Raw genomic sequence first — 22,106 nt, forward strand, 5'->3', positions numbered from 1 at the left:
GTCCTCCGGTTTACCCCACCGCATCTGATCGTCCAGCCCCGGTCACTCCTCCACCCCCCTCCGGGCGGTCCGGGGACCACCGGGAGCGGGGCGACCCCGTCGCGAAAGAACCGGGCGGAATCCCCACGCGCCGGCGGGCAGAGGGGGGTTCACGCCGTCCAGGCCACCATAACCAGAGCGGGCCCCGCCGCGCGCCCGAGCGCGGACATCGGGAATCCCCGGCGGGCTCCGCCGCGGGGGTGAGGGCGGGGCTCCGGAGGGCCTCAAGATCTCGGTAGCATGCCGTGTGGAGACTTCGACGGAGGCGACGTGGACTGTCTGTTCTGCAAGATAATTTCCGGTGAGGTGCCCGCGGAGGTGGTGCGGGAGGGCGAGCGCACGCTGGCCTTCCGCGACATCAACCCGCAGGCGCCGGTGCACGTCCTGGTGGTGCCCAAGGACCACCACCCGAACTTCGCGGCGCTGTCGGCCGACCCGGAGGTGCTGGCGGAGCTGGCCGCGGAGGCCGGGCGGGTGGCCGAGGACGAGGGCGTCGCCGAGTCGGGCTACCGGGTGATCTTCAATACCGGGGCGGGCGCCGGGCAGACGGTCTTCCACGTGCACGCCCACGTCCTGGGCGGCCGCGGCCTCAACTGGCCCCCCGGCTGAAAAAGGAATCGGCGTTCCCGCCCGGCCCTCGCTACCATGGGCCTTGAGGGAACAACGGATCCGCAGATCAGAGGGGTTCAGTGGCCGCTTCAGGCCGGCAGATGAGCGAATCACAGAATTCCACCCAGCAGGGCGCACGCTCCCAGATCAAGATCGTGGTGCCCGACGAGCAGTCGATGGTGGCGCTGCTCGGGTCCCGCGACGAGCTGCTGGCCGTGGTCGAGCGGGCCTTCAACAGCGACATCCACGTTCGCGGCAACGAGATCACCGTCACCGGCGGCTCGGAGCCGGAGCTGGTGGCCAAGCTGTTCGGCGAGATGGTGACGCTGCTGCGCAAGGGCGCGTCCCTGACCCCCGAGTCGGTGGAGCGCAGCGTGTCGATGCTGCGGGAGTCCGGCCGGCCCGCCGAGGTGCTCAGCCACGACATCCTCTCCTCCCGCGGCCGCACGATCCGCCCCAAGACCGTCAACCAGAAGCGCTACGTCGACGCGATCGACCAGCACACCGTCGTCTTCGGCATCGGTCCCGCCGGCACCGGCAAGACGTACCTGGCGATGGCCAAGGCGGTGAAGGCGCTGCAGGAGAAGAAGGTCAACCGGATCATCCTCACGCGCCCGGCGGTCGAGGCGGGCGAGCGGCTGGGCTTCCTGCCCGGCACGCTGTACGAGAAGATCGACCCGTACCTGCGCCCGCTGTACGACGCCCTGCACGACATGGTCGACCCGGGCTCGATCCCGCAGCTGATGCAGGCGGGGACGATCGAGGTGGCCCCGCTGGCCTACATGCGCGGCCGGACGCTGAACGACTCCTTCATCATCCTGGACGAGGCGCAGAACACCTCCCCCGAGCAGATGAAGATGTTCCTCACCCGGCTGGGCTTCGGCTCCAAGATCGTGGTGACCGGCGACGTGACGCAGGTGGACCTCCCGTCGGGCTCGCGCAGCGGCCTGGCCGTCGTCCAGGACATCCTGAAGGACGTGGAGGACATCTACTTCTGCCGGCTGAGCAGCACCGACGTGGTGCGCCACCGGCTGGTCAGCGACATCGTCGACGCCTACGAGCGCTACGACGCACCGCAGGCCGAGCAGCAGCGCCCCCCGCGGCGCGAACGGGGACGCAGATGAGCATCGAGGTACTCAACGAGTCCGGCGCGCCCGCCGACGAGGAGACGCTGGTCCGCCTGGCCCGGCACGTGCTGGACGGCATGCAGATCCACCCGCTGGCGGAGCTGTCGCTGCTGCTGGTGGACGAGCCGGCGATGCGGGAGCTCAACCTCAAGTGGATGGGCGAGGACAAGCCGACGGACGTGCTGGCCTTTCCGATGGACGAGCTGCGCCCGGGCCACCTGTCGGGCGGCTCGGAGGACGGCGAGGCCGATCCGGGGCTGCTGGGCGACGTGGTGCTGTGCCCGGCGGTCGCCGAGCGCCAGGCCCGCCAGGCCGGCCACTCCACCCAGGACGAGCTGGAGCTGCTGTGCACCCACGGCATCCTGCACCTGCTGGGCTATGACCACGCCGAGCCCGAGGAGCACGCCGAGATGTTCGGCCTGCAGGGCAGGCTGCTGGAGAGCTGGCGGGAGTCGCGCTGAGCGGTACCCAGTTGTGGATGATCGGGGCCTCGGTCGCGCTGGTCGTCTTCGCCGGCCTGTTCGCCGGGATGGAGACCGCGCTGACCCGGGTCTCCCGGGTCCGGGTCGCCGAGCTGGACTCCCCCCGCCTGTCGGAGGTGGTGGCCGACCCGGCCCGCTACGTCAACCTCCTGCTGCTGCTGCGCACCTCGTGCGAGCTGTCGGCGACGGTGATCGTGGCCGACCTGTGCATCGGCTGGCTGGACGAGACGTGGCGCGCCTACGTCACCGCCGCGGTGATCATGATCCTGGTCAGCTACATCGTGGTCGGGGTCGGCCCGCGCACCCTGGCCATCCAGCACGCCGGGCGGGTGGCCCTGGTCGGCGCGCTGGTCATGCACCCGCTGGTGCGGGTGCTGGGGCCGCTGCCGCGGGTGCTGATCCTGCTGGGCAACGCGCTGACCCCCGGCAAGGGCTTCCGCGAGGGCCCGTTCGCCACCGAGGCCGAGCTGCGCGACCTGGTCGACCTGGCCGAGCAGCGCAGGCTGATCGAGCCGGACGAGCGGGAGATGATCCACTCGGTCTTCGAGCTGGGCGACACCCTGGTCCGCGAGGTCATGGTGCCGCGCACCGACATCGTGTTCATCGAGCGCGACAAGACGCTGCGCCAGTGCCTGTCGCTGTCGCTGCGCTCGGGGTTCTCCCGGATCCCGGTGACCGGTGAGAACGAGGACGACGTGGTGGGCGTGGCCTACCTCAAGGACGTCGTGCGGCGGCTGCACGAGGCGCCGGCGCAGGAGTCGGCGCGGGTCGCGGAGCTGATGCGCCCGGCGACGTACGTGCCCGACTCCAAGCCGATCGACGACCTGCTGCGCGAGATGCAGGCGCGGCAGATCCACGTGGCGATCGTCATCGACGAGTACGGCGGGACGGCGGGCCTGGTCACCATCGAGGACATCCTCGAGGAGATCGTCGGGGAGATCACCGACGAGTACGACAACGAGCTGCCCCGGGTGGAGGCGCTGCCCGACGGCCGCCGGCGGGTCACCGCCCGGATGGGCGTGGAGGAGCTCGCCGAGCTGTGCGGCGTGGAGATCGACGTCGAGGACGTGGAGACCGTCGGCGGGCTGCTGGCGCACGCGCTGGGCCGGGTGGCGATCGCCGGGTCCACCGCCGAGGTGGCGGGGCTGCGGCTGACCGCCGAGAGCCTGGCCGGGCGGCGCAACCGCATCGGCACGGTGCTGGTCGAGCGCCTGCCGGAGGGGGAGAACCCCGGCGGGGAGTGACGGGCCGGAGGATTGACACGCCTCCCCCCGGGAACGATCTTCTTCGCCATCAGGAGGATTCGGGGGATTCCCATGAGGCGCATCGTTCGCGGAGCCGTGCTCGCCGCCGCCGCGGCGGCACTGGCCGCCGGGTGCGGGCGGGATGCCGCGCCGAAGGGGGCGGACTTCCCGGCCAGACTGACCGCTGCCGTCCTGACATCGCAGGACGTGCCGGGAGACTACCTGCCCGCCCAGCCGCAGTCCGCCTTCCGCGGGGTGGTCGCGCACGACCAGCCCTGCCGGCGGCTGCTGGCCCTGGCGGACGGGTACGGGCTCCGCGACGTGCCGAGCAGGGGCACCGCCTTCTACCGGCTCGATCCCGGGTCGACGCTCACCCAGCAGGTCTTCGACGCGGGCTCGGTACGGGCGGGGCGGACGCTGGACGCCGCGCGCCGGGACGCCGCCGGATGCACGGCGCTGCGCGCCAAGGTGGGCGGCGCCGAGATGAACCTCCCCCAGAGCCCCCTGAAGACGCCGGGCCTGGCGCCCGCGGACACCCTGGCGGTGCGCTTCTCCGCCCCGGCGGGTCCGGGCCGCACGCTGAGCTACGAGCTGATCGTGCACCGCAACGGCGACGCCCTCCTGATCGTCGCCCAGCCCGGCGTCGTCTCCCCCAAGGCCCCGAGCCCCGCCGCCGACGCGGCGGCCCGCGCGGCGGCCAGGCTGCCCGGAGCCTCTAAGCTGAGCCCGTGAATCCCGAGGACGACAAGCTCATCAAGCTGGCCCGTTCCTCCCGCGCCCGCAACAGCGCCCCGGAGGGCGCGGCGGTGCGGGACGAGACCGGCCGCACCTACACCGCCACCACGGTGGCGCTGCCCCACCTCGACCTGTCCGCGCTGCAGGTCGCCGTCGCGATGGCGGTGGCCAGCGGAGCCGAGGGCCTGGAGGCCGCGGTGGTCGTCACCGCCGGCGACCTGCCGGACATCGCCCCCGTCCGCGACCTGGGCCCCGAGGCTCCGGTCCTGGTGGCGGGTCCGGACGGGACGGTGCACACCACGCTGTGACGGCATGCCGCTTGCGGGAACCCGCAAGCGGCCGCCAAGCCCCCTGCAAGGCCCCCTCTCCACAGTGGCCCTCGATGAGGAAGACCTCGGAGAGGGGACGGGATGTCTCGGATGCTCTACCGCCTGGGAGGTGCCGCGGCGCGGCGGCCCTGGCGGGTGATCGGGGCCTGGCTGCTGGCCCTGGCGCTGTTCGCGGGGGCGGCCTCGACGCTGGGCGGGGCGCTGCACGACGACTACGACCTCGAAGGGACGGGCTCGCAGGCCGCGACGGACCTGCTGAGGGAGCGTTTCCCGGCGATGGCCGAGGCCGACGCCCGGGTCGTCGTGCACGATGAGGGCGGGGTGGACGCGGCAGAGGTGGCGCGGGCGTCCGGCCGGATCGCGAAGCTGCCGCACGTGGTCGGCGTGGACGGCCCGGTGCCGAGCGCCGACGGCCGTACGGCGCTGCTGACCGTCCGGTACGACGTGCCGGTCACCGACCTGAAGCCCGCCGAGGACCTGGACCTGCTGGAGAAGGCCGCCGAGGTCCCCGGCGCCCGGGTGGAGTTCGGCGGGCAGCTGCCGGAGAACGTGACGGCGCCGGGCGGGACGTCCGAGGCCATCGGGATCGTCGCGGCCCTGGTCATCCTGTTCCTGGCGTTCGGCTCGGTCGCCGCGGCGGGGCTGCCGCTGGCCGTCGCGCTCACCGGGCTGGGCGTGGGCGTCGCGGGGATCACGCTGTTCGCGGCGGTCGCCGACGTCGGCACGACCGCGCCGACGCTCGCGGTGATGATCGGGCTCGGCGTCGGCATCGACTACGCCCTGTTCGTGCTCACCCGGTTCCGGGAGAACCTCGCCGAGGGCCTGGCCGTGCCCGAGGCCGCGGCGGGCGCCAACGCGACCGCGGGCAGGTCGGTGCTGTTCGCCGGGGCGACGGTCCTGGTGGCCCTGTGCGGGCTGGTGTTCGCCGGGTTGCCGGTGTTCGTCACGATGGGTTTCGCGGCGGGCATGGTGGTCTTCGCGACGATGGCGTCGGCGGTCACCCTGCTGCCCGCGCTGCTCGGCCTGGCGGGCCGCCGGGTGCTGCGCCGCCGCGAGCGCCGCGGCGCCCCGGTGGTGAACGACTCGCGCCGGGCGGGCGCCTGGGCCGCCCTGGTCGTCCGCCGCCCGCTGCCGTGGCTGCTGGCGGCCCTGACCCTGCTGCTGGCGCTGGCCGCGCCCGCCCTGGGCATGCGGAGCTGGCCCAACGACGCCAGCTCCGAACCGGAGGGCTCCACCGTCCGCCAGGCCTACGACCTGATCGCCGAGGCGTACGGGCCGGGCGCGAACGGGCCGCTGCTGGTGGCGCTGGATCTGACGGAGAAGGCGGATCCGGTGGCCGTACGGCGGGAGTTGGCGGCTCTGGCGGACGTCGCCTCGGTGGGCGAGCCGCTCGTGTCGCCCGGGCGCGACGCCGCCGTGCTCACCGTGATCCCCGCGTTCGGCCCGCAGGACGAGCGGGTGCCCGGCCTCGTGGACGCCGTGCGCGCGCGGGTCGTGCCGCTGGGCGGCGAGGTCACCGGGTTCACCGCCGCCTACCGCGATCTGACGGAGATCGTCTCCGACCGGATCTGGCTGGTCATCCTGGTGGTGACGGGCACCTCGTGCCTGCTGCTCCTGCTGGTCTTCCGCTCGGTCGCCGTCCCGCTGAAGGCCGCCGCGATGAACCTGCTGTCCATCGCCGCCGCCTACGGGGCACTCGTCATGATCTTCCAGTGGGGGTGGGGCGCGGAGCTGCTGGGCCTGCCGCACAGCGTGCCGGTCTCGAGCTTCATCCTGCCGCTGATGTTCGCGGTGCTGTTCGGGGTCTCGATGGACTACGAGGTCTTCCTGCTGACGCGGGTGCGGGAGGACCACGAGCGCACCGGGGACCCGCACGGTTCGGTGGTCGCCGGGCTGAGCGCCACCGGCCGGATCATCACCAGCGCCGCGCTCATCATGATCGCGGTCTTCGTCGGGTTCGTGTTCGACCCGGGCGTGGTGATCAAGCAGATGGGGGTGGGCCTGGCCGTCGCCGTGGCGCTGGACGCCACCCTGGTCCGGCTGGTCCTCGTCCCCGCGGCGATGGCGCTGCTGGGCCGCTGGAACTGGTGGCTACCGCGCCCGCTGGACCGGATCCTGCCCGAGGTGGACGTGCACGGCGCGCGGCCGCCGGAGGCCGAGGAGCTCACCCTCGCCGGTTGAGCGCGGCGAAGTGCCCTTCCGGCGGGGGCACGGCGGTTTATGATTCCCGCCAAATGGTCGAGATAAGGATCCTCGGGACTTTCGAGGCGAAGGTCGGCGGTGACGCCGCCGAACTCGGCGGGACGCGGCAGCGGGCGGTGCTGGCGCGGCTGGTCGCCGCGGGCGGGCGGATGGTGCCGGCGGACCGGCTGATCGAGGACCTGTGGCCCGGCGAGGCGCCCGCCCGGGCGCTGGCCGGGGTGCAGGCGTTCGTGTCGCATCTGCGGCGCGCCCTGGAGCCCGGCCGGTCCCCCCGCACCCCGGCGTCCGTGCTGGTGACCCGCCCGCCCGGATACGCGCTGGTCCTGCCGCGGGACGCCGTCGACGTGTGGCGGTTCGAGCGCCTGGCGGGGGAGAGCGCCGACCCGTCGCTGGCCTGGACGAGGGCCGACGAGGCGCTGGAGCTGTGGCGGGGCCCCGCCTACGCGGAGTTCGCCGACCTGCCGTGGGCGGAGGCCGAGGGGACGCGGCTGGCCGGACTGCGCCTCACCGTCCTGGAGCGGCGGGCCGCGGCGATGCTGGCGGCCGGGGCCACCGCGCAGGCGGTGCTGGAGCTGGAGGCGCACACCGCCGCCCATCCGCTGCGGGAGGCGGCGCGGCGGCTGCTGGCCCTGGGGCTGTACCGCGGCGGCAGGCAGGCCGACGCGCTGGCCGTCCTGCGGGAGATCCGCACGCTGCTGGCCGAGGAGCTGGGCGTCGATCCGGGTCCGGCGCTGCAGGCGCTGGAGGGCGACATCCTGCGCCAGTCGCCCGCGCTGGCGGCGGCGCCGGAGGACGCGCCGGCGGTGCTCGCCGTCCCGCGTCCGGCGCCGCCGGAGCCGGCGGCCGAGCCGCTGGTCGGCAGGGACCGGGAGCTGGCGGAGATCCTGGCGGCGGTCCGGTCGGGCGGACGGCTGGTGCTGCTGTCCGGTGAGGCGGGCGCGGGCAAGACCGCGCTGGCGGCCCAGGTCTGCCGGACGCTGGCGGCCGAGGGCTGGGAGCAGGCGTGGGGCCGCACCCCCGAGGTCGGCGGCGCGCCCGCGGCGTGGACGTGGGCGGAGCTGCTGCGTGCGCTGGCCGAGCGCCATCCCGCGCCGGAGACGCTGGCGCCGATGCTCGACGACGACGCCCTCGCCCCGTCGGGCGACCTGACCGTCGCCCGGTTCCGGCTGCACCGGGCGATCGGCGACTACCTGGGGGAGGCCGCCCGCTCCGCCGCCCTCGTGGTGGTCCTGGAGGACCTGCACCGGGCCGACGAGGAGACGCTCGGACTGCTGGCGGGCCTGGCCGGGCGGGTGCCGGGCGTGCTGTTCCTGGCGACGTACCGCACCGCCGAGCCGACGGACGCGCTGGCCGAGGCCCTGGCCGCCCTGGCCAGGCACGAGCCGGTCCGCGTGGAGCTGGCGGGCCTCGACGCGGGCGCCGTCGCGGAACTGGTCGGACGGGTGTGCGCGGCGGAGGTGGACGCCCGCACGCTGGCGGCGATCGCCGAACGCACGGCGGGCAACCCCTTCTTCGTCCGGGAGACCGCGCGCCTGCTGGACTCCGAAGGCCCCGAGGCCGCCGTGCACGCGGTGCCCTCCGGCGTGGGGGACGTCCTCCGGCGGCGGGTCGCGCGCCTGCCCGCGACCGCGCAGACGGTCCTGCGCACGGCGGCCGTGGCGGGCCGCGACGTCGATCCCGGCCTGCTGACGGAGATCTGCGGCGTCGACGAGGAGGCCGTCCTGGACTCCCTGGAGGCGGCCCTGGTCACCGGACTGCTGACGGAGGAGGACACCGGTGTCCGGTTCTCCCACGTCCTGGTCCGCGACACCCTCTACCACGATCTGTCCAGGCTGCGCCGGGCACGGCTGCACACCCGGGTCGCGGACGCGCTGGAGGCGCGCCCCGCGGCGGACCCGGCGGCGCTCGCCCACCACCATCTGGCGGCGGGGACGCGGCTCGACAAGGCCGTCCGGTACGCCGCGAAGGCGGCGGAGGCGGCCGAGGCGCACTTCGCCCACCGGACCGCGTCGCACCTGTGGACGCAGGCCCTGGACGCCCACGACCGCTCAGGGCCGTCGGACCCCCGGGCCCGGCTGGAGCTCGTGGCGCGGCTGGTCCGGGCGCTGGCCCTTTCCGGCGACCTGATGGCGGCCAGGGCGCGTCGCGACGAGGTCCTGGACACCCTGCGCGGGATCGGCGACCCCGAGCTGACCGCCCGCGTCATCACCGCCTACGACGTGCCGTCGCTGTGGACCAACCACCTGTACGGCGTGCGGGACGAAGCGGTGATCGCCGTCGCGTCGGAGGCGCTGGAGGGCCTGCCGCCGGGCCCGCTGCGCGTCGGCCTGCTCACCACGCTGGCGATGGAGCTGGACAACGACCGCGCGCGGCGGGGCGCCCGCGCGGCGGAGGAGGCGGTGCGGATCGCCCGCGGCCTCGGCGAGCCGGAACTGCTCGCGCACGCGCTCAACGGGTTCCACATGAACTGCTACCGCACTCCCGAGTCGCTGGACGAGCGCGGCGCCAACGCCGAGGAGCTGCTGGCGCTGGCCGAGGCGCACTCCCTGGGCATGTACCAGGTGCTCGGCCACATGTTCGCGCACCAGGTCTGCTCGGGGCGGCTCGACCTGGCGGGCTCCCGCTCCCACCTGGAGCGGGGCCTGCGGCTGGCGGCCGCCTACGAGCTGACCCTGCTGGTGCACATAGCGCACTTCGACCAGGGCATGCGCATGGTGATCGAGGGCAGGTTCGCCGAGGCGGAGGCCGGCTACTTCGAGATCATGGAGCGGTTCCAGGGCACCAGCCTGTGGGGCGGCGAGCTGGCCATCGCCTGGCTCGGCCGGTTCACCGTCCTGTTCGCCCAGGGCCGGCTGGCCGAGCTGCTGGTGGAGATCCAGCCCGTCTGGGAGGCGTGGGGGTACAGCGCGCTGATGGCCGACCTGTACGCGCTGGTCCTGCTCGCGGCCGGCGAGCGGGAGCGGGCGCACGAGGTCTCCGCCGCCGCGGGGCCCGTGGAGGTCAACTACTTCCACGACTTCCACCTGTCGGTCCGCGCGCTGCTGAGCATCGAGCTGGGAGACCGCGAGACGGCCGCCGACCTGTACGCGCGGCTGCTGCCCTACGAGGGCTTCTACGCCGGGGCGATCACGGCCAGCGTGGGGCTGTGCCCGGTGGGCCACGTGCTGGGGGAGCTGGCGGGGTTCCTCGGCCTGGACTCCGCCGCGGGGCACTACGCCGAGGCCGTCGAGGTCGCCGAGCGGCTGGGCGCCGCGCACTGGGCCGAGCGCGCCCGCGCTCAGCTCCCGTAGACGGTCCGCCGCAGCCTGTCGTAGCCGGGGCGGAAGAGCCGCACGAGGAGTCCCATGACGGGACCCGCCGTCTTCATCATCCGCGCCAGCTCCTCGGGGGTGGCGTGGTCGGCGATGAACGGCAGGACGAACCTCATGTGGGAGAGGGGAGCGCCCCGCTGGAACCGCTTCTCGCACGCGGTGAAGTCGGCGACGGAGACGTACCGGCGCATGACGGGGAAGAGCACGGCCTCCTCCTCGGCGATGTGCTCTTCCATCAGGTCCCGCAGGACGGCCAGCGCCTCGGCCCGCTCCCGGCCCGTGGCGGTGCGGAGCCGGTCCAGGCAGGGGTCGATCGCGGTGTGGTCCTCGGTCAGCGGCAGCAGGTCGACGGCCGCGCCCGCCGAGGCGGAGACCACCGGCCACAGGACCTCGTCCTCCTTGGTGTGGTGGCCGTGGATCTCGGTGGCCAGGTGGCCGAGCAGGCGCCGGAGCGCGGTCTCCCGCTCCGGCGGGAAGGGGGTGTCGCCCTGCGCGGCGGTGAGGTCGGCGAGCCTGCGGACCTCGCCGCACATGGCGCGGTGGATGATCGCGAAGCTGGTCAGGTCGACCTCGGGAGCGCCCTCGGTCCGGGGCCGCACGAGCGGAACGGGTGTCTTGTCCATGGCCGCAGCGTCGCCCGGCGCGCTTGGCGGGTGCTTGGCGCTCACTTGTCCGGCGGCCGGCGGGGACGCCCGCGGTCGGGTCAGCTCCCCGGGTACGGGAGAATCGGAGGGTGACCACGCCAGAGTTCAGATCCGGATTCGCCTGTTTTGTCGGACGGCCCAACGTCGGCAAGTCCACCCTGATGAACGCTCTGGTGGGCACCAAGGTGGCGATCACCAGCAACCGGCCGCAGACCACGCGGCGGGCGATCCGCGGCATCGTGCACCGGCCGGACGCCCAGCTGGTGATCGTCGACACCCCGGGCCTGCACCGGCCGCGCACCCTGCTGGGGGAGCGGCTGGACAGCCTGGTCCGCGGCACCCTCACCGAGGTGGACGTGATCGGGTTCTGCGTGCCGGCCGACGAGAAGGTCGGCGACGGCGACCGCTACATCGCGCGGGAGCTGGCCCAGGTGAAGGGCACGCCGGTCGTCGCGATCGTCACCAAGGCCGACAAGGTGGGCCCGCAGCAGCTGGCCGAGCAGCTCATGGCCGTGAACGCCCTCGGCGACTGGGCCGACATCGTGCCGGTCTCGGCGGTCGGCGGCCTCGGCGCGCAGACCGGCCAGTCCGCCCGTGGCGGGGACGGCCCCTACCAGCTCGACGTGGTCGCCGACGTGCTGACCGGGCACCTGCCCGAGGGCCCGCCGCTGTACCCCGAGGGCGACCTCACCGACGAGCCCGAGCAGATCCTGGTCGCCGAGTTCGTCCGCGAGGCGGCGCTGGAGGGCGTGGAGCAGGAGGTGCCCCACTCCATCGCGGTGGTCGTCGACGAGATGGGCCCGCGCCCCGGCCGCGAGGACCTCACCGACATCTACGCGCACGTGTTCGTCGAGCGGCCCAGCCAGAAGGCGATCCTCATCGGCCGCAAGGGCGCGCGGCTGCGCGAGGTCGGCACCAGCGCCCGCAAGCAGATCGAGGCGATGCTGGGCACCCGCGTCTACCTCAACCTCCAGGTCAGCGTGGCCAAGGACTGGCAGCGCAACCCCAAGCAGCTGCGCCGCCTCGGCTTCTACGACTGATCCGCCTGATCCGCCTGATCCGGCCGGCCCGCGGGCCGGCCGGGGCGACCGGCGGGCTCAGCCCGCCAGGTCGGTCCGCACGGCGTGCTTGGGCAGCGCGTCCGCGGTGTCCCCGGCGTCGGGGACGCGCTCGTAGAGCATGATCTGGCCGCCCTTGTAGCGCCAGCTCCGCGTCTTCTCAAAGCCCGCCTCCCGCAGGACGCGCCGCTTGGACCCGGCCGTCCAGTCCGAGCCGGGCAGGAACGGGACGCGGTTGTGCAGCAGCCATACCCGGTCGGCCCCGGCCAGCGCCTCGGCGTACCGGGTACGGGAGATCTCGCGGCCCTTGAGGTCGCCGGAGGCCACCGGGGTGGCGCGCCGCATGACGTCGTCCAGGCCCCGGTAGGCGCCGGGGTAGACCGACAGGGCGGGCCGCATGCGTATGTCGGTGAAGAGCAGGGCGTCGCCGGGCCGCTTGTGCTCGGCGACGATCCCGGCGAGGGCGCGCAGGTCGTCCACCCGCCCGTCCTGGCGGCGCTGGTCGAGGTGGACCGGGACGGTCGCCGCGGCGGCGGCCACGACCAGCGGCACGGCCAGCTTCCAGGGGAGGGTCTCCAGCCCGGCGGCGACGAGCAGCGCGGCGGCCGGGACGCAGAAGAGCAGGTACCGCTGCACGTAGTAGGGGCTGCCCGCCAGGGACACCCCGACCAGCAGCACCGGGGGCAGCACCAGCCAGGGCAGCGCCACCCGCAGCAGGGGGGCGGCGGGCCGGTACCGCCACAGCGCCAAGGCCAGAAGCAGGACGGCCGGGACCGCCAGGAAGGGGCCCCAGCCCAGCGCCTGGGCCAGCCGCAGCATGCCCTTGGCGGTGACCGGCTCGATCCAGCTCACCTGGTAGCGCTGGGTCTGGGCGAAGACCGCCAGCCCCGCCACCGGGACGAGCGCCGCGCCCGTCGCGACCGCCCACGGGCGCAGGGCGTCGCGCCGGGCGATCACATGGGCGGGCAGGAGGAGCAGCGCGAACAGGTGGGTGTAGCCCAGCAGCACCACCGCCACCGCGTACCAGGCCCAGCCGCGCCGGTCCTCGGCCCGCACCAGCAGCCAGGTGGCCAGCACGGCCAGCGCGGCGACCAGGGTGTACTGCCGGGCCTCCTGGGCGTAGCGGCTGAGGAAGGGGGAGAGGGCGACCAGCAGCCCGGCGGTGACGCCGAGCCGGGTGGAGCCGAGCCGCCGCCCGAGCGCGGTGGTGAGCCCGGCCGCGGCCGCCGCGGCCAGGGCCGAGGGCAGTCGCAGGGTGAGCTCGGAGACGCCGAACACCGTGGTGACCGGCCACATGAGCAGGTAGTAGAAGCCGTGGACGGCGTCGATCTCGCCCAGGACCCGCAGCAGCTGGGGCACGGTGCGCCCGGTCAGGTCGGCGGTGACCGCCTCGTCCCGCCAGAAGGAGGGCGCGGTCAGCCCCCAGCAGGCGACGGCGAGGGCGGCCAGCGCGGTGAGGACGGGCGGGCCGGGACGGGAGGAGAGCAGGGATCTCATGGACATGGGGAATCGAGGAAAGGTTAGCCTCTAAACCTTTCGCAACAGATGTCCGGCACCGCACAGCAGCAGCACGACCGAGCCCGCCAGGGCCAGGAACCAGCCGGCCGCCAGCCCGCCCTGGATGTCCAGGACGGCCTGGGCGAGCTGGGCGAGGAGGTCGGCCTTCATCTTCTCCTGGTAGGCCTGGATCTCCCGGACGAAGAGCAGGCAGCCGGCGAGCCCCAGGACGCCGGGGGCGACCGCGGCCAGGCCGAGGGGCCTGCGGCCGGTGGCCAGGGCCGCCAGCGCCAGGACGAGGCCGATCACCCCGGCGGCCAGGACGAGGCGGCCGGGGGCGCTGCTCGTCTCGGGCAGGTCGTCCATGGCGGTCCAGCTCTGCGACTTCGCCGGGAAGATCAGGAACGCCGCCTGGGAGACCCGCACCCACGGCAGGAAGGGCGCGACGGCCACTCCGGCCGAGGCCAGGAGGCTCACCGCCGCCAGGATGCGGCGGGCCGGGGTGGCGGGAGCAGCGGTGGGGCGCGGATACCCTTGCTCGCCGTAACCCGGCGTGTATGGCGGAGTCATGGGTTGAAGGGTAGAAGGTCGCGTTTGCCCCCGCTAGCGTCTTCTCCCCATACCGTCCCCACGGACCCCGGGAGGTCGGTATGTTGACTTTTCAACCCTTCGGAAGGGGAAGCCGGTGTTTCTGGTCTTCGGTCTGACGGTCTGCTTCCGTACGATGGGCGAGGGCACTTTCCACTGCCCGTCCTGCGGCGGGGACCGCCGGTACCGGCGCCGCCGCGGCAAGCGCTGGGTCACCCTCTTCTTCCTGCCCGTCGTGCCCCTGCGCGGCCTCGGCGAGGCGGTCGAGTGCCGCTCCTGCCGCACCCGCTTCAACGTCTCGGTCCTGCGCCAGCCCACCGCCGCCGCCATGGCCGCGGCGCTGCCCGCCGCGATGCGCGCCGCCTGCTGCCTGGTGCTGAAGGCCGGCGACCCCGCCGACGCCCAGGCCCGGATCCGCTCCGTGGACGCCGTGGTCGGCTACGGCGAGGAGGCCTACACCAGCGACGAGCTGGCCGAGGACCTGCACCTGCCGGAGGCCTTCCACCGCGAGGAGATCGCCCGCGCCGGCGCCCACCTGGCCGTCGAGGCCAAGGAGTGGTTCCTCACCCAGGTGGTCCGCGTCGCCCTGGCCGACGGCCCGCTGAGCGAGGGGGAGCGCCGCGAGCTGCGCCGTGTCGCCGAGTCCCTGGGCATGAGCGCCGCCCACGCGCTGGGCGTGATCCTGGTGGCCGAGGGCGCGACGAGATGAGGACCGCCCTGGTCCGGACCCCCGGACCGAGGCGGGCCCGCGCCCAGCACGAGGCGTACGTCGAGGTGCTGGCCGGAGCGGGCTTCGCGATCCGCCGGCTGGCGCCCGTCGGCGACGGCGACGACGCGGTCTTCGTCGGCGACACCGCCGTGGTGTGCGGGGACCGCGCCGTCCTGGCCCGCCCCGGCGCGCCTGAGCGCGCCGCCGAGGTGGCCGGCACCGCCGAGGCGCTCGGCGACCTGGGCCTGGAGGTCCGCACCCTGGACGGCGCGTGCGTCATGGAGGGCGGCGACGTCCTGCAGACCGCCGACGCCCTCTACGTGGGGCGGTCGGCCCGCACCGACGACGAGGCGCTGTGCCTGCTGCCGCCGCTGCTGCCCGCCCGCCGGGTGGTCGGCGTCAAGGTCGCGGGCGTCCCCCACCTGCGGTCGGCGATGGCCGCGCTGCCGGACGGCTCGCTGCTGGGCGTCCCCGACCTCATCGACACCTCCGGCCTGCCCGGCCTGCGGGTCGCCCCCGAGCCGTCCGGCGCGGCGGTCGTGGCCCTGGGCGGCGACCACCTCCTCCTGGCCGCCGGAGCCCCCCGCACCGCCGCCCTCCTGCGCGCCGACGGCTGGCGCGTCACCACCGTCGACATCGGCGAGTTCGAGGCCCGCGACGGCACGGTCGGCCGCCTCTCCCTGCTGGTCTGACCGCTGTGACCGCGGATGATCCAGACCGGGGGGCGACCCCCGGACCCCCGAAGGCGCCCGGCCGATCCTCGCTTCGCTGCGGTCGACCGGGCGCCGGTTCACCCTTTGTTCACACGGTGGTACTTCGGTAATGCGCAATTAACACGCCGACGGCTCCCCGGAAATACGCCTCCCGCATTTTGTTGGTCGACCGACAAAACGGGGGACCTTCCCGGAGGAGAAGCAAGTTGCGTATTTCCCACTGGCGGAGAACGGCCGTCATGGCCGCCGCCGCGGCACTGGTGCTCACGGCCTGCGGTGAGAGCAAGGAAGCCGAAAGCGCCGGTGGCGGCGGTGACACCATCAAGGTGGGCATCCTCCACTCGCTGAGCGGCACCATGGCCATCAGCGAGGTCACCGTCAAGAACTCCGAGCTCATGGCGATCGAGGAGATCAACGCCGCGGGCGGCCTGCTCGGCAAGAAGATCGAGCCGGTGGTGGAGGACGGCGCCTCGGACTGGCCGACCTTCGCCGAGAAGGCGCGCAAGCTCATCAAGAAGGACGAGGTCGCCACCGTGTTCGGCGGCTGGACCTCGGCCAGCCGCAAGGCCATGCTCCCGGTCTTCGAGGCCGAGAAGGCGCTGCTGTGGTACCCGGTGCAGTACGAGGGCCTGGAGTCCTCGCCCTACATCTACTACACCGGCGCCACCACCAACCAGCAGATCATCCCCGGCCTGGACTACCTGAAGGAGCAGGGCAAGAAGAAGATCTTCCTGGTCGGCAGCGACTACGTCTTCCCGCGCACCGCCAACAAGATCATCAAGGCGTACGCCGCCGCCAACGGCATGGAGGTCGTCGGCGAGGAGTACACGCCCCTGGGCCACACCGAATACGGAACGCTCGTCAACAAGGTCATGTCGGCGAAGCCCGACGCGGTCTTCAACACCCTGAACGGCGACAGCAACGTCGCTTTCTTCAAGCAGTTCAAGGCGGCCGGCGGAACCGCGAAGGAACTGCCCGTCCTTTCGGTGAGCATCGCCGAGGAGGAAGTGGGCGGCATCGGCGTGGAGAACATCGCCGGGCACCCGGTGGCGTGGAACTACTACCAGACCACCGAAACCCCCGAGAACGAGAAGTTCGTCGCCGCCTTCAAGGCGAAGTACGGCCAGGAGAAGGTGACCTCCGACCCCATGGAGGCCGGTTACAACGCCGTATACCTGTGGGCCGAGTCGGTGAAGAAGGCCGGGACCACCGAGGTCGAGGCGGTCAAGAAGGCCTCCGCCGGGATCGAGCTGAAGCTGCCCGAGGGCACGGTCACCATCGACGGCGAGAACCAGCACGTGCACAAGACCGCGCGGATCGGCGTGATCCAGTCCGACGGCCTGATCAAGGAGGTGTGGAGCTCCGGCGAGCCGATCAAGCCGGACCCCTACCTCAAGTCCTACCCCTGGGCCGAGGGCCTTTCCTGACGCCCGAGGCGTCGCGGCCGGCGGCCGCCCCGCGCACGGCGCGGGGCGGCCCCCCGCAGGACTCAAGAGAGGAGGGGAGATGCTCGACCAACTGCCCGTCGGGCTCAGCATCGCGGGCGCCCTGCTGCTCATCGCGCTGGGCCTGACCTTCACGTTCGGCCAGATGGGCGTCATCAACATGGCGCACGGCGAGTTCATCATGGCCGGCGCCTACACCGCCTACCTGCTGCAGGACGTCGCCGCCGACCAGGCGGTCCTGCTGGCCCTGCCGGTGGCGTTCGCCGTGGCGGGGCTCATGGGACTGGTCCTGGAGCGGCTGGCCATCCGGCGCTTCTACGGCAGGCCGCTGGACACCCTGCTGCTCACCTGGGGCGTGAGCCTGGTGCTGCAGCAGCTCGCCCGCGACCTGTTCGGCGCCCCCAACGTCAACGTGACGGCGCCGGGCTGGCTGGGCGGCAGGCTCGAACTCGGCGGCATGACGATCCCCCACACCCGCCTGTTCATCATGGCCCTGGCGGTCGCCTGCGTGATCGCGATCTGGGCGTACATGAACCGCTCCGGGCAGGGCCGCCGGATGCGCGCGGTCATGCAGAACCGCGAGCTCGCCGCCTGCTCGGGGGTGGTCACCGAACGGGTGGACCGGCTCACCTTCTTCATCGGCTCCGGCCTGGCCGGCGTCGCGGGCGTCGCGCTGACCCTCGTCGGCCCGATCGGCCCCACGCTGGGCACCAACTACATCGTCGACGCCTTCCTCGTCGTCGTCGCCGGCGGCCTCGGCCGGCTGCGCGGCGCCGTCCTGGCCGCACTGGCCCTGGGCCTGCTCAACTCCTTCGTGGAGTTCTGGACCGACGCCAGCTTCGCCAAGGTCGTGGTGTTCGCGGCGATCGTCGCCTTCCTGCAGTTCCGTCCGCAGGGCATGTTCGTCCTCCGCTCCCGGGCGCTGACATGAGCGCCCTGACGCGGGGCAGAGCCCTGCTGACCGGAAGGCACCGCGGCTACGTGCTGTTCGCCTCGGCCGCGCTGCTGCTGCTCGCGATCGCCCCGGCCGCCCTCGACCCGTTCCGCCTCGGCCTGCTGGCCAAGTACCTGTGCTTCGCGATCGCCGCGCTGGGCATCGGCCTGGCCTGGGGCCAGGGCGGCATGATGACGCTCGGCCAGGGCGTCTTCTTCGGGCTCGGCGGCTACTCGATGGGCATGTACCTCAAGCTGAACGACGCCGGGACCGAGGGACTGCCCGACTTCATGGTCTGGAGCGGCGTGGAGGAGCTGCCCGCGCTGTGGGAGCCCTTCCGCAGCCCGTTCTTCGCGCTGGCCATGGTGGTGGTGCTGCCGGTCGCGGTCGCCTCGGTGCTGGGCCTGCTGGTCTTCCGCCAGCGGGTGCGCGGCGCCTACTTCGCCATCCTCAGCCAGGCGCTGGCCGCCGCGTTCGTGATCTGGCTGGTCGGCCAGCAGGGCCTCACCGGCGGCACCAACGGGCTGACCAACTTCTACGACGTGTTCGGCATGGACCCCGAGGACGAGGGCGCCCAGCGCACCTTCTACTTCGTGGTCGTCGCGGTGCTGGGCGCGCTGTACCTCCTCGCCCGCCAGCTGGTGAGGAGCCGCTTCGGGCGGCTGCTGGTGGCCATCCGCGACGGCGAGGACCGGGTGCGCTTCCTCGGCTACAACCCCGCCACGGTCAAGACCGTCACCTTCGCGGTGTCGGCGGCCATGGCGGGCATCGCCGGGGCGCTGTACGTGCCGGTCGTCGGGATCATCTCGCCCGCGCTGCTGGGCGTGGTGCCCTCGATCGAGCTGCTCGTCGCGGTCGCCATCGGCGGGCGCTTCTCGCTGGCCGGGGCGGTCCTCGGCGGCGTCCTGATGAACTGGGCGCACACCTCCCTGTCGGAGAACTGGCCCGAGGGCTGGACCTACCTGCAGGGCGGCCTGTTCATCCTGGTGATCATGCTGGCGCCCAAAGGCATCGCGGGCCTGGCGGGCCAGGCGGGAGACCTGCTGGCGCGGCGGCGCGCCGCAGCCGCGCCCGCCGCGCCGCCCGCCCCGGTCAAGGAGGAGGTCGCGGTATGAGCGGGGAAGCGGGCAAGGCCGCGGGCGGCCTGCTGGAGATCAGGGACCTGATGGTCGTCTTCGACGGCTTCAAGGCGATCGACGGGGTGGACCTGAGCGTGGGGGAGGGGGAGCTGCGCTTCCTCATCGGCCCCAACGGCGCGGGCAAGACCACGCTGATCGACGTGATCACCGGCCTGACCCGGCCCGCGTCGGGGACCGTCGCCTTCGCGGGGACCCCGCTGCCGGGCCGCAGGGAGCACCAGATCGTCCGGCTCGGCATCGGGCGCACCTTCCAGACCTCGGTGGTGTTCGAGGAGCTGACGGTCCTGGAGAACCTGGACCTGGCCGCCGGCTTCCGCCGCCCCCTGGTGAGCCTCCTGCGCCGCCGCAGGGGCGTGGGCCCGCAGGTGGCGGCCGCGCTGGAGACGATCGGCCTGCAGGACCTGGCCGAGAAGCCCGCCGGGATCCTCTCGCACGGCCAGCGCCAGTGGCTGGAGATCGGCATGCTCCTGGCCCAGGGGCCGCGGCTGCTCCTGCTGGACGAGCCGGTCGCGGGCATGAGCAAGGACGAGCGGGAGCGCACCGGCGAACTCCTCACCGAGATCGCCCGCGACCACACCGTGATCGTCGTCGAGCACGACATGGAGTTCCTGCGCCGCTACGCCTCGACCGTCACCGTCCTGCACGAGGGCAGGGTCCTGGTGGAGGGGGACGTGGCGGCGGTCCAGGCCGACCCGAGGGTCCAGGAGGTCTATCTGGGCCGCAAGAAGGAGGAGGCCGTCTGATGTTGAAGGTGAGCGGCCTGGAGGCCGCCTACGGCAGGGCCCGGGTGCTCTTCGGCGTCGACCTGGAGGTCGGCGCGGGGCAGCTGATGTGCGTGATGGGCCGCAACGGGGTCGGCAAGACCACCCTGCTCAACACGGTCATGGGCGTGCTCGGCGCGGGCGCGGGCACCGTGGAGTTCGAGGGCCGCGACGTCACGCGGCTGAAGACCCACGAGCGGGTCGGGCTGGGCATGGGCTACGTCCCCCAGGGCCACGGCACCTTCCCGCAGCTGACGGTCGCCGAGAACCTCCAGGTCGTCCTGGAGGCGAGCGGCCACCGGGACAGGGCGGCGGTGGACGAGGCGCTGGACGCCTTCCCGCGGCTGGTGCCGCTGCTGAAGCGGCGGGCGGGGTTCCTCTCCGGCGGCCAGCAGCAGCAGCTCGCGATCGCCAGGGCGCTGGTGACCCGGCCGAAGATGCTGATCCTGGACGAGCCGACCGAGGGCATCCAGCCCAGCATCGTGCTGGAGATCGAGGAGGCGATCGAGCGCCTGCACGGCACGGGGCTGGCGATCCTCCTGGTGGAGCAGTACCTGGAGCTGGCGCTGCGCCTGGCCGACCGGTTCGTCATCCTGGAGGGCGGGCACGTGGTGCACGCCGGCGAGGCGGCGGACCTGCGCGACGAGAAGGTGGGCCGCATGCTGGCCGTGTGAGCTGGCGGAACGCCGAAGGGGGCGGCACCGGCCGGTGCCGCCCCCTTCGGCGCGCCGGTCAGTACGCGCGGGCGTTCAGCGCCTTCATGATCCGCGGCCAGGCCAGCCGGTACTCGCGGTTCCAGTACGCCCAGTTGTGCATGCCGTCGCCGTACAGGTGGGAGGTCACCGGGATCTTCATGGCCCGGAGCCGGTCGACCAGCGACTTGGACGTGACGCCGCAGAGCTGCTCGCCGACGCCGCCGACGACCTGGTACTGCAGCGCCCCCGCCAGGCCGCCCTGCTGCTGGAGCACGTCCGCGAACTTGGCGTCCAGCGGCCCCGCCTTGCCCGTCGTGCCGGAGGAGACGTACAGGCCGACGCCGCGCAGGTTGCCCGCCAGGTAGTACGGGTCGTGCATCAGCCAGTTGTCGCGGTTGCGGACGGGGTCGCCCCACTTGATCTCGGGGCTGGTCTCGACGCTGGAGTTCATGTCGGCCAGGGCCATCAGCGTGGAGATGCCGGGCTTGGTGATGTGGAGGAGGCCGCTGTAGGAGGCCGCGTAGCGGAAGAGGCCGCGGTGGCGCGCGGCGTAGGTGATGGCGCCCTGGCCGCCGGAGGAGATGCCCATGGCCGCGCGGACGTTGCCGGCGCGGAAGTTGCGCTCCATCAGCTGGACGACCTCCTGGGTGTGGAAGGTCTCCCACTTGGGCGGGCCGCCCTTGCCGGCGTTGTACCAGTCGGTGAACCCGGCGCTGACGCCGCCTTCGGGCATCACCACGAGGACGTCCCACTTGGCGGCGAGCTCGCCGATGTCGGTCATGACGTCCCAGCCCTGGTAGTCGCCCTCGCCTCCGCCGCCGTAGACGTAGAGGGTCGGCCAGGTGCGCCCGGCGTTCTTGCTCCAGCCCCGGGGCAGCAGGAGGCGCGCCTTGGGCTGCATGAACGGAAGGGCCTGGGTGTTGATGGTGACGTCGAGGACGCGATCGCGCACCATCTGCTCGTTCACCACCGCGGCGCCGGTGTCGGCGGGGGCCGCGGAGGCGGAACCGGGACGCAGCACGGCGGCCAGGCCGGAGAGGGCGACGGTCGAGATCGCGCCACGTCGGGTGATTGCATGCACGGGGCTCTCCCCTGGGGCCTGCTTTTGGACACGATGATGGATAAGAGAACCTAGCGGAACATCCATCTTTCCCGCCACTTGTCTCACTCTGCGTAACTTGAGGCAACCGTTACTTCTCCGCGGACATGACAACTGGTTGACCTCCGCTGACTCATCCACTTGTGCTCAAGAATGCGCGGCGGAAGATCAATCAAGGGCAAGAGGTGGCGCTTTTCAATGGCGCGCCGCCATTCCTGGGCGGTCCGGCGAGGGCCTCGTCCCGGCGCACAGCAAGCCTCTGACCGTTGGATTCACCAGGTGGTCGAAAAGTTCGGCGGTGTTAGAGTGACTGCGGTCACGTCCCGGCGGTGGCGTGATCGACGGACCGTAGCGGAGCCCCTCGCGTTACCCACATAGGACCCCAACAATCACTCTGAAAGTAACTTCTGGGCAACGCGGGTCATATAGGGTCTAGACCGTTTCGTGCGGCGTATGCCGCTTTTCGTGTTCGTGGAGAGGCGCTCTGTGACTGACATGTCGACCTCATCGTCGACCTCGCCAGGTGGGCCGGACTACGAGTGGCTGACCGACGGCGCACCGCAGGCTGCCCACCAGCCCCCGGGCAGGCCACGGCAGATGCGCCCGCCTGTCCCGCCTCCGGCCGCGCCGCGGCCGGCTTCTCCTCCCGCGCCCCCCCAGGCCGTCGCCCACCCGCCGCAGGGTGCGCCCCGCCCCCCGCAGGCCGCCGCGCCCCGCCAGCCGCAGGGCCCCGCCCGCCAGGGCCG

At 73.0% G+C, this 22,106-nt stretch carries 20 protein-coding genes; 16 read left to right on the plus strand and 4 right to left on the minus strand.

All coding sequences use genetic code 11. The features are described 5' to 3' along the window. The first annotated feature begins 279 nt into the window (after positions 1–279). From ABD140_RS36370 to ABD140_RS36405, 8 genes are all read left to right on the plus strand, one after another. Entirely contained in the window at positions 280–648 is a 369-nt protein-coding gene (locus tag ABD140_RS36370) for a histidine triad nucleotide-binding protein (RefSeq protein ID WP_344246916.1), read from the plus strand. Between the two features lie 101 nt (positions 649–749). Further along, a complete protein-coding gene (locus ABD140_RS36375; RefSeq protein ID WP_344246918.1) occupies positions 750–1,772 on the plus strand; it encodes a PhoH family protein in 1,023 nt (340 codons plus the stop codon). After that, positions 1,769–2,236 carry an rRNA maturation RNase YbeY gene (ybeY, locus tag ABD140_RS36380; RefSeq protein ID WP_344246920.1) on the plus strand — a complete coding sequence of 156 codons (468 nt, stop codon included), beginning with the start codon at positions 1,769–1,771 and terminating at the stop codon, positions 2,234–2,236. The genes ABD140_RS36375 and ybeY overlap by 4 nt, the downstream gene beginning before the upstream one ends. Before the next feature lie 17 nt (positions 2,237–2,253). Next, a complete protein-coding gene (locus ABD140_RS36385; protein ID WP_344246922.1) occupies positions 2,254–3,501 on the plus strand; it encodes a hemolysin family protein in 1,248 nt (415 codons plus the stop codon). Between the two features lie 72 nt (positions 3,502–3,573). Next, positions 3,574–4,233 carry a hypothetical protein gene (locus ABD140_RS36390; protein ID WP_344246924.1) on the plus strand — a complete coding sequence of 220 codons (660 nt, stop codon included), beginning with the start codon at positions 3,574–3,576 and terminating at the stop codon, positions 4,231–4,233. Then, positions 4,230–4,544: a cytidine deaminase gene (locus ABD140_RS36395; RefSeq protein WP_344246926.1), complete on the plus strand. Its 315-nt coding sequence runs from the start codon at positions 4,230–4,232 to the stop codon at positions 4,542–4,544. Before ABD140_RS36390 ends, ABD140_RS36395 begins: the two co-directional genes overlap by 4 nt. Positions 4,545–4,646: 102 nt before the next feature. Then, on the plus strand, positions 4,647–6,746 hold the full coding sequence (locus ABD140_RS36400) for an MMPL family transporter (RefSeq protein ID WP_344246928.1): 2,100 nt from the start codon (positions 4,647–4,649) through the stop codon (positions 6,744–6,746). 53 nt (positions 6,747–6,799) lie between these two features. Continuing rightward, on the plus strand, positions 6,800–10,057 hold the full coding sequence (locus ABD140_RS36405; protein ID WP_344246930.1) for an ATP-binding protein: 3,258 nt from the start codon (positions 6,800–6,802) through the stop codon (positions 10,055–10,057). Here the strand turns inward: ABD140_RS36405 and ABD140_RS36410 are convergent. Further along, positions 10,045–10,701, minus strand: a complete 657-nt coding sequence (locus tag ABD140_RS36410; protein ID WP_344246932.1) for a hemerythrin domain-containing protein — start codon at positions 10,699–10,701, stop codon at positions 10,045–10,047. The genes ABD140_RS36405 and ABD140_RS36410 overlap by 13 nt on opposite strands. 110 nt (positions 10,702–10,811) lie before the next feature. On the opposite strand from ABD140_RS36410, the gene era reads away from it, so the two are divergent. Then, positions 10,812–11,762 (plus strand): GTPase Era, encoded by a 951-nt coding sequence (era, locus tag ABD140_RS36415; protein WP_344246934.1) that lies wholly within the window; start codon positions 10,812–10,814, stop codon positions 11,760–11,762. A gap of 57 nt (positions 11,763–11,819) precedes the next feature. Here the strand turns inward: era and ABD140_RS36420 are convergent, their stop codons facing one another. After that, positions 11,820–13,283, minus strand: a complete 1,464-nt coding sequence (locus tag ABD140_RS36420) for a glycosyltransferase family 39 protein (RefSeq protein WP_344246936.1) — start codon at positions 13,281–13,283, stop codon at positions 11,820–11,822. A 24-nt stretch (positions 13,284–13,307) separates the two neighbouring features. Beyond that, positions 13,308–13,847, minus strand: coding sequence for a hypothetical protein (locus ABD140_RS36425; RefSeq protein ID WP_344246938.1), 540 nt, complete (start codon positions 13,845–13,847; stop codon positions 13,308–13,310). 154 nt (positions 13,848–14,001) lie between these two features. Between ABD140_RS36425 and ABD140_RS36430 the strand changes: the two genes are divergently transcribed. The 7 genes from ABD140_RS36430 (at position 14,002) to urtE (ending at position 20,240) form a co-directional block, all read left to right on the plus strand. Then, the gene (locus ABD140_RS36430; protein ID WP_344246940.1) at positions 14,002–14,574 is read left to right on the plus strand and encodes a zinc-ribbon domain-containing protein; all 573 of its coding nucleotides are present in this window, start codon (positions 14,002–14,004) and stop codon (positions 14,572–14,574) included. Then, the gene (locus ABD140_RS36435) at positions 14,571–15,266 is read left to right on the plus strand and encodes a dimethylarginine dimethylaminohydrolase family protein (protein ID WP_344246942.1); all 696 of its coding nucleotides are present in this window, start codon (positions 14,571–14,573) and stop codon (positions 15,264–15,266) included. Before ABD140_RS36430 ends, ABD140_RS36435 begins: the two co-directional genes overlap by 4 nt. Positions 15,267–15,526: 260 nt before the next feature. Further along, positions 15,527–16,714, plus strand: a complete 1,188-nt coding sequence (urtA, locus tag ABD140_RS36440) for an urea ABC transporter substrate-binding protein (protein WP_344246959.1) — start codon at positions 15,527–15,529, stop codon at positions 16,712–16,714. A 79-nt stretch (positions 16,715–16,793) separates the two neighbouring features. Beyond that, a complete protein-coding gene (gene urtB, locus ABD140_RS36445; RefSeq protein WP_344246944.1) occupies positions 16,794–17,663 on the plus strand; it encodes an urea ABC transporter permease subunit UrtB in 870 nt (289 codons plus the stop codon). Beyond that, complete coding sequence (gene urtC, locus ABD140_RS36450) at positions 17,660–18,781, plus strand: urea ABC transporter permease subunit UrtC (protein ID WP_344246946.1); 1,122 nt, start codon at positions 17,660–17,662, stop codon at positions 18,779–18,781. Before urtB ends, urtC begins: the two co-directional genes overlap by 4 nt. After that, the gene (urtD, locus tag ABD140_RS36455) at positions 18,778–19,548 is read left to right on the plus strand and encodes an urea ABC transporter ATP-binding protein UrtD (RefSeq protein WP_344246948.1); all 771 of its coding nucleotides are present in this window, start codon (positions 18,778–18,780) and stop codon (positions 19,546–19,548) included. The genes urtC and urtD overlap by 4 nt, the downstream gene beginning before the upstream one ends. Continuing rightward, positions 19,548–20,240: an urea ABC transporter ATP-binding subunit UrtE gene (gene urtE, locus ABD140_RS36460; RefSeq protein ID WP_344246951.1), complete on the plus strand. Its 693-nt coding sequence runs from the start codon at positions 19,548–19,550 to the stop codon at positions 20,238–20,240. Before urtD ends, urtE begins: the two co-directional genes overlap by 1 nt. A 58-nt stretch (positions 20,241–20,298) precedes the next feature. Here the strand turns inward: urtE and ABD140_RS36465 are convergent, their stop codons facing one another. After that, positions 20,299–21,342 (minus strand): alpha/beta hydrolase, encoded by a 1,044-nt coding sequence (locus ABD140_RS36465; RefSeq protein ID WP_344246953.1) that lies wholly within the window; start codon positions 21,340–21,342, stop codon positions 20,299–20,301. Between the last annotated feature and the right edge of the window lie 764 nt (positions 21,343–22,106).

Source organism: Actinocorallia libanotica (genome assembly GCF_039525175.1).
GTDB lineage: Bacteria > Actinomycetota > Actinomycetes > Streptosporangiales > Streptosporangiaceae > Actinocorallia > Actinocorallia libanotica.

Coding starts and splice junctions, on each gene's coding strand:
- ABD140_RS36410 (WP_344246932.1), bottom strand. CDS start 10,701: ATGGACAAGACACCCGTTCCGCTCGTGCGGCCCCGGACCGAGGGCGCT.
- ABD140_RS36430 (WP_344246940.1), top strand. CDS start 14,002: ATGGGCGAGGGCACTTTCCACTGCCCGTCCTGCGGCGGGGACCGCCGG.
- ABD140_RS36400 (WP_344246928.1), top strand. CDS start 4,647: ATGTCTCGGATGCTCTACCGCCTGGGAGGTGCCGCGGCGCGGCGGCCC.
- urtA (WP_344246959.1), top strand. CDS start 15,527: ATGGCCGCCGCCGCGGCACTGGTGCTCACGGCCTGCGGTGAGAGCAAG.
- ABD140_RS36375 (WP_344246918.1), top strand. CDS start 750: ATGAGCGAATCACAGAATTCCACCCAGCAGGGCGCACGCTCCCAGATC.
- urtE (WP_344246951.1), top strand. CDS start 19,548: ATGTTGAAGGTGAGCGGCCTGGAGGCCGCCTACGGCAGGGCCCGGGTG.
- ABD140_RS36385 (WP_344246922.1), top strand. CDS start 2,254: ATGATCGGGGCCTCGGTCGCGCTGGTCGTCTTCGCCGGCCTGTTCGCC.
- ABD140_RS36435 (WP_344246942.1), top strand. CDS start 14,571: ATGAGGACCGCCCTGGTCCGGACCCCCGGACCGAGGCGGGCCCGCGCC.
- urtB (WP_344246944.1), top strand. CDS start 16,794: ATGCTCGACCAACTGCCCGTCGGGCTCAGCATCGCGGGCGCCCTGCTG.
- ABD140_RS36420 (WP_344246936.1), bottom strand. CDS start 13,283: ATGTCCATGAGATCCCTGCTCTCCTCCCGTCCCGGCCCGCCCGTCCTC.
- ybeY (WP_344246920.1), top strand. CDS start 1,769: ATGAGCATCGAGGTACTCAACGAGTCCGGCGCGCCCGCCGACGAGGAG.
- urtC (WP_344246946.1), top strand. CDS start 17,660: ATGAGCGCCCTGACGCGGGGCAGAGCCCTGCTGACCGGAAGGCACCGC.
- urtD (WP_344246948.1), top strand. CDS start 18,778: ATGAGCGGGGAAGCGGGCAAGGCCGCGGGCGGCCTGCTGGAGATCAGG.
- ABD140_RS36405 (WP_344246930.1), top strand. CDS start 6,800: ATGGTCGAGATAAGGATCCTCGGGACTTTCGAGGCGAAGGTCGGCGGT.
- ABD140_RS36425 (WP_344246938.1), bottom strand. CDS start 13,847: ATGACTCCGCCATACACGCCGGGTTACGGCGAGCAAGGGTATCCGCGC.
- ABD140_RS36390 (WP_344246924.1), top strand. CDS start 3,574: ATGAGGCGCATCGTTCGCGGAGCCGTGCTCGCCGCCGCCGCGGCGGCA.
- ABD140_RS36370 (WP_344246916.1), top strand. CDS start 280: ATGCCGTGTGGAGACTTCGACGGAGGCGACGTGGACTGTCTGTTCTGC.